The following is a 14,849-nucleotide window of genomic DNA, read 5'->3' on the forward strand; positions in this document are numbered from 1 at the left end:
AATAGGACAAAAAGATGAGAAAATTTCTAAAATATTTTTTTATTTCCGTCATTTTTATTTTTCATTTATGTATTGCCGCGGCGATAAATTATTCCATGCCGAGCTATGATGTCACCAAAGTGACCGGCGTTGAGGTGAAACGGGTGGATAAAGACGGACCGATTACAAAAGCCAATCCGGCAGACGGCCCGACCCGCGATGTGTATTTTATCAATACGCAACATGAAAACGGCAAAGTGATGGTATATCGCAATGAAGATACCCGTTGGGGTTTTCCGTTCTATTTCAAATTCGGCTCAGCAAATTTACAGGCATTGGCGCAAGCCTTGGGCAATGAAGAAAAAACCGTGGAAATCAAATATTACGGCTGGCGTCTGACTATGTTTGATGAGTTTCCAAATGCGTTATCCGTAAAAGAAGTAACGGAAACCAATACCCCAAGCCACCCGATTTTTAGCTATATTCTTTACGTACTTTTATTCTTTACCTTCTTCTTTGCCGTGCAGTTTATTCGCGGCTGGTTTGATAGCGAAAATTAGGTTTCTTTTTTCATTTCTTTTGTGCGGTTAAAAACACAGTCAAAATTAACCGCACTTTATGTCTCGTTTACATCAAGTTATTGAGAACCTTATGAGTTTATTCAGCGCAATTTTAATTTTAATCTTACTGATTATTGTCAGTGCCATCGTGTCCTCTGCCGAAATTTCATTGGCAGGCGCGCGTCGTATTAAGTTACAAAACATGACTAACGAAGGGAATACTAAAGCGGCCATGGTGCTCAAATTACAGGAGCAGCCGGGGCGTTTTATTACGGTGGTGCAAATCGGCTTAAACATGGTTGCCGTCTTGGGCGGGGTCATTGGCGAAGCGACTATTAGCGTGCATTTACAAGCATTTCTGCAACAATATACCGATGCACCTTGGGTTGACAGTGCCGCCTCTTGGCTTGCCTTTATCATCGTCACCGCTTCGTTCATTTTATTAGCAGATTTAATGCCAAAACGCCTTGCATTAATCAATCCGGAAGCGGTGGCACTACGCACGGTGCGCATTATGCAACTGTGCATTATCCTATTAAAACCGATTGTGTGGATTTTTGATTCATTGGCGAATGTGATGTTCCGCCTGTTCAGAATTTCCACCGTACGGGTTGAAAGCATGACATCAGAAGATATTGTCGCTGTCGTAGATGCGGGCGCAGAAGCCGGTGTGTTAAAAGCACAGGAACATTATTTAATCGAAAATATCTTCGATATGCAGCAACGCACGGTCACCTCAACCATGACCACGCGTGAAAACATCATTTTTTTAGACCGCACTTTTACCCGTCAACAAGTGCTAGACACGTTAACGAAAAACTCCCATTCTAAATTATTGATTTGCGATCAGGGCTTGGATCATATTTTAGGGTATGTGGAGTCCCACAGTTTGTTGACCTTGTTTTTAAAAGAAGAACAAGTGCAATTAACCGATAATCGCTTATTGCGCAAGTTGTTGTACGTGCCGGACACGTTGTCTTTATATGAAGTGTTGGAGCTGTTTAAATCCACCGGTGAAGATTTCGCCGTTATCGTCAACGAATATGCGTTAGTCGTAGGGATTGTGACCTTAAACGATGTGATGAGCATTGTGATGGGCGAATTGGTTTCCAGTGAAGAAGAGCAAATTATTCGCCGTGATGAAGATTCTTGGCTGATTGATGGCGCCACACCGTTGGAAGACGTGAAACGCGCCTTGGATATTGAAAGTTTTCCGCACGATGAAAATTATGAAACCATCGCTGGTTTTATGATGTATATGTTGCGTAAAATCCCGAAGAAAACCGATTTCGTGCTATACGACCGCTATAAATTTGAAATCATTGACACCGAGAATTTTAAAATCGATCAGTTGATGGTGTCTTTTAGAAAAGACTTGGCGGAATAAGGATTCTTTTCACTTGGGTAGGCGAGCGTTCCGTTTTTCTCCCGCTCGCCACCCCCATTCCAAGCATTCTTCCTCCCCCTACATCAGATCAAGGAGGAAGAATATCAAAATGCACGGAAAACCCACCGCACTTTTACTTACGCAAAAATCACTTTCTTACCAAAATCAAAAAACGGCAATCATAAGGATTCTGCTCATCGGCTGGACGGTATTGTTCAAATTCAATCGACCAGTCATGCCAATCGATTGGAGGAAAGAAAGTGTCGCCGTCTAATTCTGTTTGAATTTCAGTGAGATAAAGACGACTCGCCTGCGCTAGGTACTGCTTAAAAAGCTGTCCGCCACCAATCAACATAATTTCCTCTGAATCACGGACAAAATCCACCGCACTTTCTAGACTCGCTTTCCACACAACACCTTCATGCATGAAGGGTTGACGTGAAAGCACAATATTCGTGCGTTTCGGCAACGGGCGACCAATACTTTCAAAGGTTTTTCGCCCCATGATCACCGGCTTGCCGGTCGTGTTTTGACGAAACCAAGCCAGGTCCGCGGGCAAATGCCACGGCATTTGGTTATCTTTACCGATAACGTGATTTTTCGTCATGGCGACAATCAGGCTTAAATTCATGTATTTTCCTAAGTTATTTAATGGCTTAACATACGGTTACTATACCACAGGTTTTCCGCGATAGAACAATAAGCCCGGTAACGCCAAACCGAAAACCAAGGCGCCAAGAATAAACGTTGTATTAATAAAGGAATTGATCATTTGTGCAAACAATTCATCAGAAAAACCGTAATGGTGAATCTGCACAATCGCAATCATGGCTTTGTAAGCATGCACGCCGGGAATCATTGGAATAATTGCCGCCACGGTGAAGACTTTCGGATGGGCTAAATAACGGTGAGAAAGATGCACACCAATAAAGCCGATAAGTGCTGCCCCAACCAGCGTGGCAAAAATAATCGGCATATCCCAATGGAGCAACAAGGTACGGGTTACATGCCCTAACGCGCCAAGCATCGCGCAATATTTCAGTGCTTTAGCCGGCACATTAAACAACAGTGCAAAGCCCACGGCAGGAATCGCTGCAAAGAACATATCATCGAGTAACCAAAATAACCAATCCATCTTAATTCCCCCAGGTCGTGATATTCAGCACACTGAGCGCAAAGACAATGCCCAAACAGGCCCCAAAAGTGAGAATCGTCGCTACCGCCCAACGACTAATACCCATGTTAACGTAGCCTTTTAAAATATCCGCCAGTGAATTGATTAACGGGAATCCCGGCACCAGCAACAACGCGCTGGACGCCAAAGCAATTTGCGGATCATTGCCGATTTGATATTTCAGGCTCATGCCCGCAATCAATGACGCTACAAAGGCCGTAATACAAAAAACAATCATGGGGTTGTAATGGCGTTTCGATAATTCCTGCCGCACATACATCGCTACGGAGGAAGCCAAGAAAGTGATGAGACTAATTAATGCATCACCTCCGGATAAATGCGCAAAGGAGGCACAAGATAACCCCACCATCAATATAACAAAATAACGGTTATATTTTAATGGTTTGAGGTGGTCTAGTTTTTTCTTCACCAGGTGTAAATCGTATATACCATGTTCCGCAGAAATAATAATGCGTTGAACATCCGTGACCATTTGCATATTAATGCCTTTGTCGGCACTTTTACGGGTCGTCGTAATGCAATGTCCATTGGTGAGTGTGGTAAGAATCACTGCGTTGGCGGTTAATGCGCATTCCACGCTGGCAACCCCAAGTGCAACACCAAGTCGTTGCGTCATTTGCACGACCACCGCACTTTCCATGCCATGTTGTAATAACAACAATGCCGTTTCTACGCACACACGGGTCACCTCCCGTTGGTATTCCTGAGTAATCTGTTGAGCTTTCATTATACTTTTACCTAAATTAACTGTGCCGCCCATTATAAAACTTTCTAAAAGGAACAACAGTATTTCATCTTGCCACATCAAAGTGCGGTGGATTTTCCCGATAAATTTAATGCTTTTTGCCACGCTTAATGCTAACTTAAACGCATTTTTGACAAGGAGTCAGTATGCAACAGAATAACAAAACCATTGTGGTGAAATTCGGCACCAGCACCTTAACCCAAGGTGCACCAAAATTAAATTTAGCGTACATGATGGAAATCGTTCGTCAGTTAGCACAATTACATCGCGCCGGCTTTCGTTTGGTGATTGTCACTTCAGGCGCCATTGCCGCTGGTCGACATTATTTAAATCACCCGCAATTACCGCCCACTGTGGCATCCAAACAATTATTGGCGGCAGTGGGTCAAAGCCAGCTGATTCAAACGTGGGAAAAACTCTTTGCCATTTATGATATTCATATCGGACAAATGTTGTTAACCCGTGCGGATATTGAAGATCGCGAACGCTTTCTCAATGCACGCGATACATTGCATGCGCTATTAGATAATCACATCATCCCCGTTATCAATGAAAATGATGCTGTCGCCACAGCAGAAATTAAAGTGGGTGATAACGACAATTTATCCGCCTTAGTGGCAATTTTAGTGCAAGCGGAACAGCTCTATTTATTGACCGATCAACAAGGCTTGTTTGACAGCGACCCGCGTAAAAATCCTCAAGCAAAATTGATTCCGGTCGTGGAGAAAATCACCGATCATATTCGTTCTATCGCGGGCGGTACCGGCACGAATTTAGGTACCGGTGGCATGTCCACCAAAATCACTGCGGCAGATGTTGCCACTCGTTCAGGCATCGAAACTATTATTGCACCGGGTAATCAACCTAACATCATCATCGATTTAGCATACGATCAAGCTATCGGCACCAAATTCAAGGTACAAGCGGATCGCTTGGAAAGCCGCAAGCAATGGCTCTTCGCTGCGCCTTCTGCAGGCGTGCTAACGATTGATGATGGCGCGCAAAGTGCGGTGTTAATTCAGCACAAATCCTTACTGCCGGCGGGTATCGTTGATGTCAGTGGGCGTTTCTCCCGTGGTGAAGTTGTGCGCATTCGTAACTCTCAAGGCAAAGATATTGCTCTCGGCATGCCGCGTTATAACAGCGATGCACTGGAATTAATCAAAGGCAAACAGTCTCATGATATTGAACAACTGCTTGGTTATGAATATGGCGCCGTCGCCATTCATCGGGATGATATGATTGTGCTATAAACAAAAAACGGTATTCCATCAAAACAAGGGAATACCGTTTTTGTTTTAGTGCCCTCTAAAAATGCCGTCAAAAATGACCGCTCTTTCCTCCACGTTTAACTACGACGTGCAGATTTTGGGCGGAAACTGGCAATAATTTCCGGTTTGGTATCAATATATAATCCGTTGATGAGCTGCAAGCAATACGGCACGGCACTAAAAATCCCCTTCACCAACACATTGCCGTTTTCATCTTTTACGCCTTCTAACGTTTCTTTAATAGCCTTCGGCTGCCCCGGTAAATTTAAAATCAAACTGTCTTTGCGGATCACGCCCACTTGACGGGAAAGGATGGCTGTCGGCACAAAATGTAAACTGACTTGACGCATTTGCTCGCCAAACCCAGGCATTTCACGATCAGCGACAGCAAGTGTCGCATCCGGTGTAACATCCCGCTTTGCCGGCCCGGTACCGCCGGTGGTGAGCACCAAATGACAATGTTCTTCATCCACTAAGTTGCACAGCGTGCGCTCAATTTCCGGTTGCTCGTCCGGAATCAGGCGTTCGACTACCTCAAAAGGCTCCACCAACGCCTGTTCCAACCAATGTTTAAGTTCCGGAATGCCTTGATCCGGATATACGCCTTGCGATGCCCGATCAGAAACGGACACTAACCCAATCTTTAAAAGTGCGGTCATTTTTTCTCTCATTTTTAAGGTTTGTTAATCAATAAATCCGGCTAGAAGCCGTTCTCACAAAAATCCTACTAAGCCCAATAATATCTCACCACATGGAAGAAAATCGGCGCAGCGAAGCAAAGGGAATCCATGCGATCTAGCATACCGCCGTGGCCACTAATCATATTCCCCCAGTCTTTTACCCCCATGCTGCGTTTCATAGCGGACATCACTAAGCCACCTAAAAAGCCCATGAGGCAGATTAATAAGCTCATTAACACCGCTTGTACCGGGTTAAACGGCGTAAGCCAATAGAGCAAGCCTCCCAGCACACTGGCGCTGACGACACCGCCTACAAAACCTTCCACGGTTTTGGATGGCGAGAGTTTTGGCGCAATTTTGTGTTTGCCGAATAACTTGCCCCATACGTATTGCAACACATCACTGGATTGCACCACTAAAATCAAGAAAATCATCAATAGCAGTTTTTTACCTTCAAAACCTTCAATATCTAATGTCAGGATTGCCGGGATGTGAGAAATACAGAAGACGCTGATCATCAATGCCCATTGTACTTTGGTGGAACGATCTAAGAAATGCGCCGTATCGCCCAACAAGGCGGAGAGGATTGGCAAAAATAGAAAGCCATACACCGGAATGAAGATGGTGAACATACTGAACCAGTCAATTGCCACTAAAAAATATTGAAGAGGCAGTATGACGTAGAAACAAGCGGCAAGTGCGAGATGATCGCCACGACGAATATAAAGCAAGGATAAAAATTCACGTAATGCCATGAAAGAAATGATAAAAAATAACCCGATCACGCCATAAAAACCCAATGCCGCGGCGGCAAAGATGATCAGAATCATGACCCACCAGGCATTAATTCGCGCGTTAAGATTATCAATTACCGCATGAGGGGTGGAAAAACCGACTTTGAATTTCAATCCATAACCGATTGATGACGCAATAATTAAGGTGATAATTAAACCACCAAACAGTTGCCATATTTCCATTATGCTTTCCCTTTTTCGGTTAAATTTAGACTTAATAGTGCCTGTTTGGCTCGGTTCAAGAAATCGGTTTTGTCTTCCGCTTCACGGTAGAAGAGCGGCTCTCCCATGTATAAATCGCACAACAGCGGAATTGGCACCACAAAACCCTTCGGCAAAACATTATGCATATTACTAATCCATACCGGCACAAGTTCTAATTGCGGGTTTTGCTTTGCGATGTAATACAAACCGCTTTTGAAAGGTTGTAGCGCCACATCGTCGTCCATTTTACGGGTGCCTTCAGGGAAAATAATCAGAGAATGATGTTGCAGGGCATCGCTAATTTGTTGGGTAATGGCTTGTGGATTGTCGCCTCCCCGCTCAATCAGCAACATATTGAACACGTTGTACGCTAAGAAACGACGAATCGGCCCTTTTGTCCAATAATCCGCGCCGGCAACCGGGCGAGTGTTTTTGCGCACTTGATAAGGCAAAGAGACCCACAACAAAATAAAATCACCGTGGCTATTATGGTTGGCAAAATACAAACGATGTTTATCCGCGGATTGCTGTTCCACATTTTTTTGCGGGCGCACACCGGTGATAAAGGAGGTGAAACGACATAAGAGAAAATCAATCAATTTGGCTAACATAATCACGCTCCTATTCATTACCCACTTCGACCAAGCCAGATTTCACACGTTTGACACAAGTGACAATTAATAGAATGATGACAACCCAAAGCAACCAATAGAGAAAATCCGGTAAAGTAGGGACAAAAACATAAACCAAGCCTAACACGCCAAACAAAAACGCCCGGTCGCTTTTACCTAACGGACCATCATAACGACGTGTTTTTCCTTGCACTTGCCCGAGCACACCACAAAATTCCGTCAATGCCGACAACCAAATGATCAAGCCGATTTGTAACGCATCAAAAGGATGGACAAAAGCAAAAGGCAGATATAACGCGGCGTCAGACACGACATCAGTGATTTCATTCAGGTATCCGCCCAAACGGGATTTTTGGTTAAATTCACGCGCTAACATACCATCAATGGCATTAAGTGCCATGCGCACGAACAACCAAATAGGAATCAGCATAAAAAGCCAGTGATAACCAGAAAGTGCGGTCAAAATTAGCCCTAAAATGACAGAAATGGCACACGCGGTTAAGGTGACTTGATTGGCGGTCACACCTCGTTGTTCCAGCTTTATCACGAGAGGTCGTAATAGATTTTGGAATTTGGGTTTCAGATCATAAATACTCATCACATTCTCCTTAAACCTTAAAAAGGAAAGAGTAAAGGAATAAGAAACACGCTCACCAACATAACCAAAAGAGTGAACGGCACACCGACTTTGACAAAATCAGAAAATTTATAACCACCGGGGCCAAAAACCATGGTATTTACCGGTGAAGATACCGGCGTCATGAACGCGGCAGAAGCGGCGATAGCCACCACCATTGCAAATGGCATCGGGGATAAATTGAGTTGGTGCGCCATCGTAATGGCGATTGGGGCAATCAAAATTGCAGTCGCCGTGTTAGAAATGAATAAACCAACAACGGCAGTGAGAATAAATAGGCTAATTAAAATCCAATGTTTGCCCATGCCTCCTACTAAATTCAGCATTAACTCGACAATCACCGACACCCCACCGGTTTTCTGTAAAGCCAACGAAAATGGCATCATGCCCACAATCAGGACAAGGCTTGACCAGTGAATTGAACCATAAGCACTTTTGCTATCTACACAACGGAAGTAGCCTAGCATTAAGCAAGCAATGAGGGCGGCTACCACATTTGGCACAACACGGGTCACCATTAACAGCACCATCACTAAAATACTCAACAAGGCATAAGGCGCTTGGCTTTGCGCCGGCACGGCACGGGTGATTTCAGTCGGGTAATTCAACACAAAGAAATCTTTGCTGTGGCTACGCATTTGCTGGATGAGTTTCCAATCGCCAATCACCAGCAATAAATCCCCGGCTTTATACGGCGTTTCGACAAAATGCCCACCAAGCACTTCTCCGTCACGCTTAATGCCTACAACGTTCAAGCCGTATTTAGAACGGAAAGCAAGTTCTTCAGTCGATTTTCCGATACAGTCGGAATCCGGCACTAAAATCAATTCCGCCATACCAATAGAACTGGCTTGTTCAGAAAAAGATTGCGCACGAATTTCCGCCCGTTCTAGATTATATTCCTGACAAAATGCTTTCAAATTGAGTTCAGGATCGCTGCTATCCATCAATAAAATGTCTTTCTCTCGGACTTCTGAGGAACCAAGCGCAGCAATAAATATCGGGCGAAAACGTTTCCAACGTTCAATCGCCAACACGTTCAAACCAAATTTAGAACGTAAATGTAATTCATCCAGATTTTTACCAATAAGCGGTGAGCCTTTTCTTACCACAAAACGCTGCGTGCGTTGTTGCAAACCATATTCATGAATCAAATCACTCATGGAACGTTTATCCATGCTGTTGGTTTCATTTTCTTTATCGGACTTTAACCAACGACGGGCAACCAGCATATAGCCGATCCCCATAAACAAAATCACTAAACCAATAGGCGTAAAATCGAAGAATTTCAAACGCATATCCGTTTCGCGTACCAACTCGGCATTCACCACTAAGTTGGGCGCTGTCGCAATCAACGTCAACATGCCACTGATAAGCCCGGCAACGCTCAGTGGCATCATCAAACGTTTCGGAGAGATATTCATTTGGCGACAAATCATCAGCACCACAGGAATGAAAATAGCCACGACCCCCGTGGAACTCATGAAAGCCCCCAGACCTGCCACGGCTAACATCATGAAAACTAATACACGTGCTTCACTGTTATGAGAAGCTTTTAACAACCATTCGCTCACTTGATACGCCACACCGGTGCGTACCAAGCCTTCCCCGACGATGAACAATAAAGCAATCAGAATAATATTGGGGTCACTAAAACCGGCAAACACTTCTTGTACGGTTAAAATGCCACTGAGGCTGAACGCCAGCATCACCAAAATAGCGACGACGTCCATGCGAATGCGGTTACGAATGAAGAGAATCACGGAAGCAATGAGCAACAACAGCACCCACACCCAAGGTTCTGGACGGAAAGAATCAAGTAAGCTGGTGAATTGGTTCATGGCGCCCTCCGTGCTAAAAATGTTCAAATGCAGGTTAAATTATAGCGATTCTAATAATTTTTTAACAGGCGCAAAACTACGGCGATACTGTGGTAAAAGGCCAAATTCGGCGATTTTTTCCAAATGCAATTTCGTTGGGTAGCCTTTGTGTTGCGCAAAGGCATATTGTGGATATTGTTGATCCAATTCCAACATTTCTTGGTCTCGTGCGACTTTTGCCAAAATAGACGCCGCGCTAATTTCCGCGACTAAAGCATCCCCTTTAACAACCGCTTGGGCCGGTATCGACAAATTCGGTGGAATCTGATTGCCATCCACCAACACAAAGTGCGGTTGAATTTTCAAATGTTTTATCGCCCGTTCCATAGCAAGCATGGAGGCATGCAAAATATTTAACTCGTCAATCTCATGTGGTTCCGCTCGCCCAAGCGCCCACGCCAAGGCTTTTTGCTTAATTTCTTCCGCCAACAATAAACGTTTTTTTTCCGACAGTTTTTTAGAATCGGCAAGTCCCTCAATGGGCTTATTCGGATCTAAAATCACTGCAGCTGTCACCACGGCCCCCACTAACGGCCCACGTCCCACTTCATCCACGCCGGCAATGAGTTCATAGCCTTGTGGGTATACAAACTTATCCATGGGATGGCTCCAATAAATCAATCACTGCTTGTGCGGCTTGCTGATCGGCATTGCATTGAATCATTTGGTGCAACTCAGCAAAACGCTGTAATAAAACGTGGCGATTTTGCACCGCACTTTTGTCCTCACTTAAATACAGGGACAATTTTTCTGCCAAATTCGTTGGGTTGCAGTCTTCTTGAATTAATTCCGGCACTAACATTTCGTCTGCCAGCAAATTTGGCAAAGAAACATACTTAGTTTTCACCAAGCGTTTGGCTAAGAAATAGGTGAAAGGTTTCATGCGATATCCCACTACCATCGGGGATTTACATAACATGGCCTCTAACGCGGCTGTGCCGGAAGCGAGCAAGGTTGCCTCGGCCGTAATCATTGCGGCACGCGCATTGCCATCCAATAAAATCATGTCCAATTCCGGCGCAACGCGTTGTTTGATTTGTTCAAATTGCTGACGACGTTTTTGATTAATTAACGGCACAAGAAATTTAACATCCGGATAGCGTTCATGTAGCAGTTGCGCAGTTTGTAAGAAAGGTTCGCTAAGAAATTCCACTTCAGAACCACGACTGCCCACTAACATCGCCACATAACATTGAGTTGGATCTAAATTGAGTAATTGGCAGGCTTCATCACGATTCGGTTTCAACGGAATGGCATCCGCCATGGTGTGCCCAATAAAACGACAAGGCACATTGAAACGATCATAAAAGGCTTTTTCAAAAGGCAAAAAGGCAAGGACTAAATTGGTGGCCGCTGCGATTTTATACACGCGTTTCTGACGCCATGCCCACACGGACGGACTCACATAATGAATGGTCTTAATGCCCTGCTGTTTGAGTTTCAGTTCTACGTCCAAATTGAAATCCGGTGCATCAATGCCAATGAAAATATCCGGTTTTAAGGCCGATAATTGCTCAATGATACTGCGGCGAATTTTGAGTAAGCGTGGTAGATGTTTCAGCACTTCCACCAATCCCATCACGGATAACTCTTCCATATCAAACAGAGTTTCAAATCCTTCGGCAATCATGCGTTCACCGCCAATACCGATAAATTTAGCGTTCGGGTAACGCGCTTTCAGGGCGTGAATTAAACCCGCACCGAGAATGTCACCGGAGACTTCGCCTGCGATGATTGCAATGGTTGGAGAATGATTGAGGGATATTGAATTTGGCATAGTCAAAACTCTGAAAAAAACGACCGCTCTTTTAGTCATAGAAAAGAGCGGTCGGCAATAGATGAATTTATTAAAAGGATTAACGGATAATGCCGCGGGTGGAACGCTTAAAGAAATCCAAGAAGAAACTGATCGCTGACTCTGTGGCAGCAATTTGTTCAATTTCCGGCATCACTTCATCTAGCGTTTTACCGCTACGATAAATCATTTTGTAAACGTTACGAATCGCATGCATTGTCGGTTTATCAAAACCGCGACGTTTTAACCCTTCAATGTTTACCCCGAACGGTTGAGCATGATTGCCTTGCGCCATGACATATGGAGGCACATCTTGGCTGACCATAGACCCGCCGCCCAACATCACATGAGCGCCTACAACAACGAATTGGTGAATTGCAGACATTCCGCCGACAATCACAAAATCGTCCAATTCCACGTGTCCGGCAAGGGTGGCGTTATTGGCTAAAATACAGCGGTTTTTAATCACGCAGTCATGTGCGACATGGACGTTAATCATGAATAAGTTATCATCACCGATTTTCGTCACTCCGCCACCTTGTACGGTACCACGGTGAATAGTCACACTTTCACGAATGCGGTTACGGTTACCAATCACAACACGTGTTGGCTCACCTTGATATTTAAGATCTTGGTTCACCTCACCAATGCTGGCAAATTGATAAATTTCATTATCTTCGCCGATTCGTGTATGCCCATTAATCACAACATGGGAGTGAACAACAGTACCTTTGCCGATTTCAACGTCTTTACCGATGATGGTAAACGGGCCGATAACCACGTTTTCACCAATTTTTGCACCTTCTTCAACAATGGCCTGCGGATGAACTTTGGCTGTTGGGTGAATCATATTTATCCCCTTGTCTGAATTATGCTGCACGACGAGCACACATTAGTTTCGCTTCACAGGCCACTTCACCGTCAACGGTTGCTGTAGCGGTAAAGGCAGTAATACCACGACGTTCTTTAATGACTTCAACGTGTAATACCATTTGATCGCCCGGAACAATCGGACGCTTAAAGCGGGCTTCATCAACACCGGCGAAATAGAAAATCTCACCACCGGCTAACTCATGGGTTTTGAAAGCTAAGATACCCATAGCCTGCGCCATGGCTTCAAGAATTAACACGCCCGGTAAAATGGGATTTCCCGGGAAATGGCCGGTAAAACAAGGCTCATTCACACTGATATTTTTAATCGCGGTCAACCATTTTCCTTCTTCAAAATTGATCACACGATCCACTAACAAAAATGGATAGCGATGTGGCAATAATTGCATGATTTCGTGAGATTCGATAATTCTTGAGGTTTGTTCAGTCACGGGATTACCTTTCAATATTAAATAAGAAACAAAAAATACGCATTAAATTATACGTTATTTAACGCATCAACACAAAATGAACGAAACATCACTCATCTGATTTCAGTTTTTTCTCAAGGGCTTTAATGCGTTTATTTAAACCATCAATGCCAAGCGTCAATGCCGCCGTTTTGCGCCATTCTTTATTGGTTTGGAGCGGAATACCGGAAGAATACACACCAGGTTCGGTAATCGGGCGCATCACCATCCCCATGCCGGTGACGGTCACTTGATCACAGATTTCCATATGCCCGTTAATCACGCTCGCGCCGCCAATTAAACAATAACGTCCCACGGTTAAACTGCCTGCCATAATCACCCCGCCGGCAACCGCGGTACCCGTGCCGATATGCACGTTATGGGCAATCTGACAAAGGTTGTCGATAATCACGTTATCTTCAATTACGGTTGCATCTAATGCGCCACGGTCAATACAGGTACAAGCGCCAATTTCAACGTGATTACCAATAATCACTTGTCCTACTTGCGGGATTTTGATCCATTTACCGCGCTCATTGGCATAACCAAAACCATCGCTACCGATGACTGCACCGGATTGAATTAAGCAATGCTGGCCAATTTCGACCTCATGATATACGGATACATTCGCCCAAAGTTGGGTGTGCGCGCCAATTTTAGTATTTTTACCAATAAAGCAATTTGCGCCAATCACCACGTTGTCTCCAAGCACAACGCCGGATTCAATGACACTGTTTGCACCGATAGAGACATTTTCACCTAACAAAACGTCGTCAGAAATGACCGCACTTTTTGCAATTCCACTTGCCGCTTTTGGTGTGGTATCCATATATTGTGCTAATTTTGCATAGGCAACATAAGGATCTCTCACGATAAGCAAATTACTTTCCGGTGAACAAAATTCCACATCCGCTTCGGATACTACCAAAATACCCGCCTTTGACTGTGCCAGTTTTTCACGGAATTTGGCATTAGAAATAAATGTTAGCTGATGTTTATCTGCTTTATCTAAGGGAGCGATATTACTCACAACAACATCGGCGTTACCACGAATGGTAGCGCCGATTTGTTGTGCTAATTCCAAGAGGGAATAGGTCTTCATTATTTAGCCTGTGTAGGAATTGCTTTTAATACATCTTCAGTGATGTTTTTACCGTCAACAGCAAAAACAACGGAACGATCATCAAGCACTAAAGTGTAATTTTTTTGTTTCGCTACATTATTAGTGGCGGTTTGAATGCTCGCAATCATTTTTGTTGTTTCTTCATTTTCACGTTTTGCATAACTTTCTTGGAAAGCTTTTGCTTTTTGATCGTGCTCAGTAATCAATTTATTAATAGCGTCTTGCTCATCATTAGCAAATTTATTAATTTCATCTTCGCGTTTTTTGATGTCTGCAGAACGTAATTTAGGCGCCTCTTTCTGTAAAGCAGTCACTTTTGCTTCCACTTTCTTTTGAACATCCGCAATTTTTGCATCAATCTGTTTTTTGTTTTCTGCTAATTTATCTGCGGTTGGTTTGAATTCAGCCTCTAATTTTTCAGCAACAACTTTACGATCCGGATGATTCTGGAAAAGGTAATCTGCGCTTACAAAAGCGATATTTTCTTCTGCCATTGCTAAAGAAGAAGTGAATGCTAAAGCTAAAGAAAGTGCGGTTAATTTTACAGTTTTTTTCATTTTTTTATTTTTCCTTTTAGTAAGTTAAACATTAAACTCTTCTGTGCCAATGTCTTGGCACAGATATCTC

17 protein-coding genes are annotated in these 14,849 nt (G+C 43.9%); 3 read left to right on the forward strand and 14 right to left on the reverse strand.

Annotated features, from left to right (window positions below; translation table 11 throughout):
- Positions 1-14 precede the first annotated feature (14 nt).
- Together AC30SH_RS07550 and paeA are read left to right on the forward strand one after the other, a co-directional pair.
- Positions 15-539: a DUF1523 family protein gene (locus tag AC30SH_RS07550; protein ID WP_109103919.1), complete on the forward strand. Its 525-nt coding sequence runs from the start codon at positions 15-17 to the stop codon at positions 537-539.
- 91 nt (positions 540-630) lie between these two features.
- Complete coding sequence (gene paeA / locus AC30SH_RS07555) at positions 631-1,926, forward strand: polyamine export protein PaeA (protein ID WP_109128535.1); 1,296 nt, start codon at positions 631-633, stop codon at positions 1,924-1,926.
- Positions 1,927-2,074: 148 nt separating this feature from the next.
- Here paeA and folA read toward each other — a convergent pair whose 3' ends face one another.
- The 3 genes from folA to AC30SH_RS07570 are packed head-to-tail and all read right to left on the reverse strand — an operon-like array spanning position 2,075 to position 3,848.
- Positions 2,075-2,557, reverse strand: a complete 483-nt coding sequence (folA, locus tag AC30SH_RS07560; RefSeq protein ID WP_109128417.1) for a type 3 dihydrofolate reductase — start codon at positions 2,555-2,557, stop codon at positions 2,075-2,077.
- A 39-nt stretch (positions 2,558-2,596) separates the two neighbouring features.
- The gene (locus AC30SH_RS07565; protein WP_109103916.1) at positions 2,597-3,061 is read right to left on the reverse strand and encodes a threonine/serine exporter family protein; all 465 of its coding nucleotides are present in this window, start codon (positions 3,059-3,061) and stop codon (positions 2,597-2,599) included.
- A 1-nt stretch (position 3,062) separates the two neighbouring features.
- Complete coding sequence (locus tag AC30SH_RS07570) at positions 3,063-3,848, reverse strand: threonine/serine exporter family protein (protein WP_314886072.1); 786 nt, start codon at positions 3,846-3,848, stop codon at positions 3,063-3,065.
- A 164-nt stretch (positions 3,849-4,012) separates the two neighbouring features.
- Here AC30SH_RS07570 and proB point away from each other — a divergent pair, with 164 nt between their 5' ends.
- On the forward strand, positions 4,013-5,119 hold the full coding sequence (proB, locus tag AC30SH_RS07575) for a glutamate 5-kinase (RefSeq protein ID WP_314886074.1): 1,107 nt from the start codon (positions 4,013-4,015) through the stop codon (positions 5,117-5,119).
- Between the two features lie 95 nt (positions 5,120-5,214).
- On the opposite strand, the gene mog is transcribed toward proB, so the two are convergent.
- From mog to AC30SH_RS07630, 11 genes are all read right to left on the reverse strand, one after another.
- Positions 5,215-5,796 (reverse strand): molybdopterin adenylyltransferase, encoded by a 582-nt coding sequence (mog, locus tag AC30SH_RS07580; protein ID WP_032997757.1) that lies wholly within the window; start codon positions 5,794-5,796, stop codon positions 5,215-5,217.
- Between the two features lie 68 nt (positions 5,797-5,864).
- Positions 5,865-6,794 (reverse strand): phosphatidate cytidylyltransferase, encoded by a 930-nt coding sequence (locus tag AC30SH_RS07585; RefSeq protein ID WP_048749948.1) that lies wholly within the window; start codon positions 6,792-6,794, stop codon positions 5,865-5,867.
- A complete protein-coding gene (locus tag AC30SH_RS07590) occupies positions 6,794-7,426 on the reverse strand; it encodes a lysophospholipid acyltransferase family protein (RefSeq protein WP_048749950.1) in 633 nt (210 codons plus the stop codon). The genes AC30SH_RS07585 and AC30SH_RS07590 overlap by 1 nt, the downstream gene beginning before the upstream one ends.
- Positions 7,427-7,436: 10 nt before the next feature.
- The gene (locus AC30SH_RS07595) at positions 7,437-8,045 is read right to left on the reverse strand and encodes a CDP-alcohol phosphatidyltransferase family protein (protein WP_314886079.1); all 609 of its coding nucleotides are present in this window, start codon (positions 8,043-8,045) and stop codon (positions 7,437-7,439) included.
- 17 nt (positions 8,046-8,062) lie between these two features.
- Entirely contained in the window at positions 8,063-9,925 is a 1,863-nt protein-coding gene (locus AC30SH_RS07600; protein ID WP_212510344.1) for an SLC13 family permease, read from the reverse strand.
- 39 nt (positions 9,926-9,964) lie between these two features.
- A complete protein-coding gene (gene rnhB / locus AC30SH_RS07605) occupies positions 9,965-10,564 on the reverse strand; it encodes a ribonuclease HII (protein ID WP_212510343.1) in 600 nt (199 codons plus the stop codon).
- Positions 10,557-11,741, reverse strand: coding sequence for a lipid-A-disaccharide synthase (gene lpxB / locus AC30SH_RS07610; RefSeq protein WP_212510342.1), 1,185 nt, complete (start codon positions 11,739-11,741; stop codon positions 10,557-10,559). The genes rnhB and lpxB overlap by 8 nt, the downstream gene beginning before the upstream one ends.
- Positions 11,742-11,820: 79 nt before the next feature.
- Entirely contained in the window at positions 11,821-12,609 is a 789-nt protein-coding gene (gene lpxA / locus AC30SH_RS07615) for an acyl-ACP--UDP-N-acetylglucosamine O-acyltransferase (RefSeq protein WP_048749959.1), read from the reverse strand.
- 19 nt (positions 12,610-12,628) lie between these two features.
- A complete protein-coding gene (fabZ, locus tag AC30SH_RS07620) occupies positions 12,629-13,039 on the reverse strand; it encodes a 3-hydroxyacyl-ACP dehydratase FabZ (protein WP_048750176.1) in 411 nt (136 codons plus the stop codon).
- Between the two features lie 130 nt (positions 13,040-13,169).
- Positions 13,170-14,201 (reverse strand): UDP-3-O-(3-hydroxymyristoyl)glucosamine N-acyltransferase, encoded by a 1,032-nt coding sequence (gene lpxD / locus AC30SH_RS07625; RefSeq protein WP_212510341.1) that lies wholly within the window; start codon positions 14,199-14,201, stop codon positions 13,170-13,172.
- Positions 14,201-14,779 (reverse strand): OmpH/Skp family outer membrane protein, encoded by a 579-nt coding sequence (locus AC30SH_RS07630; RefSeq protein ID WP_212510340.1) that lies wholly within the window; start codon positions 14,777-14,779, stop codon positions 14,201-14,203. The genes lpxD and AC30SH_RS07630 overlap by 1 nt, the downstream gene beginning before the upstream one ends.
- Positions 14,780-14,849: the final 70 nt, after the last annotated feature.

The sequence above is a fragment of the Aggregatibacter sp. HK296 genome, assembly GCF_980469475.1.

What these genes read in the sequence shown, in the direction of transcription:
- lpxA (WP_048749959.1), bottom strand. Translation starts at nt 12,609, where the DNA reads ATGATTCACCCAACAGCCAAAGTTCATCCGCAGGCCATTGTTGAAGAA.
- AC30SH_RS07565 (WP_109103916.1), bottom strand. Translation starts at nt 3,061, where the DNA reads ATGGATTGGTTATTTTGGTTACTCGATGATATGTTCTTTGCAGCGATT.
- rnhB (WP_212510343.1), bottom strand. Translation starts at nt 10,564, where the DNA reads ATGGATAAGTTTGTATACCCACAAGGCTATGAACTCATTGCCGGCGTG.
- proB (WP_314886074.1), top strand. Translation starts at nt 4,013, where the DNA reads ATGCAACAGAATAACAAAACCATTGTGGTGAAATTCGGCACCAGCACC.
- AC30SH_RS07630 (WP_212510340.1), bottom strand. Translation starts at nt 14,779, where the DNA reads ATGAAAAAAACTGTAAAATTAACCGCACTTTCTTTAGCTTTAGCATTC.
- AC30SH_RS07595 (WP_314886079.1), bottom strand. Translation starts at nt 8,045, where the DNA reads ATGAGTATTTATGATCTGAAACCCAAATTCCAAAATCTATTACGACCT.
- lpxB (WP_212510342.1), bottom strand. Translation starts at nt 11,741, where the DNA reads ATGCCAAATTCAATATCCCTCAATCATTCTCCAACCATTGCAATCATC.
- AC30SH_RS07590 (WP_048749950.1), bottom strand. Translation starts at nt 7,426, where the DNA reads ATGTTAGCCAAATTGATTGATTTTCTCTTATGTCGTTTCACCTCCTTT.
- AC30SH_RS07550 (WP_109103919.1), top strand. Translation starts at nt 15, where the DNA reads ATGAGAAAATTTCTAAAATATTTTTTTATTTCCGTCATTTTTATTTTT.
- fabZ (WP_048750176.1), bottom strand. Translation starts at nt 13,039, where the DNA reads ATGCAATTATTGCCACATCGCTATCCATTTTTGTTAGTGGATCGTGTG.
- AC30SH_RS07570 (WP_314886072.1), bottom strand. Translation starts at nt 3,848, where the DNA reads ATGAAAGCTCAACAGATTACTCAGGAATACCAACGGGAGGTGACCCGT.
- paeA (WP_109128535.1), top strand. Translation starts at nt 631, where the DNA reads ATGAGTTTATTCAGCGCAATTTTAATTTTAATCTTACTGATTATTGTC.
- AC30SH_RS07600 (WP_212510344.1), bottom strand. Translation starts at nt 9,925, where the DNA reads ATGAACCAATTCACCAGCTTACTTGATTCTTTCCGTCCAGAACCTTGG.
- AC30SH_RS07585 (WP_048749948.1), bottom strand. Translation starts at nt 6,794, where the DNA reads ATGGAAATATGGCAACTGTTTGGTGGTTTAATTATCACCTTAATTATT.
- folA (WP_109128417.1), bottom strand. Translation starts at nt 2,557, where the DNA reads ATGAATTTAAGCCTGATTGTCGCCATGACGAAAAATCACGTTATCGGT.
- lpxD (WP_212510341.1), bottom strand. Translation starts at nt 14,201, where the DNA reads ATGAAGACCTATTCCCTCTTGGAATTAGCACAACAAATCGGCGCTACC.
- mog (WP_032997757.1), bottom strand. Translation starts at nt 5,796, where the DNA reads ATGACCGCACTTTTAAAGATTGGGTTAGTGTCCGTTTCTGATCGGGCA.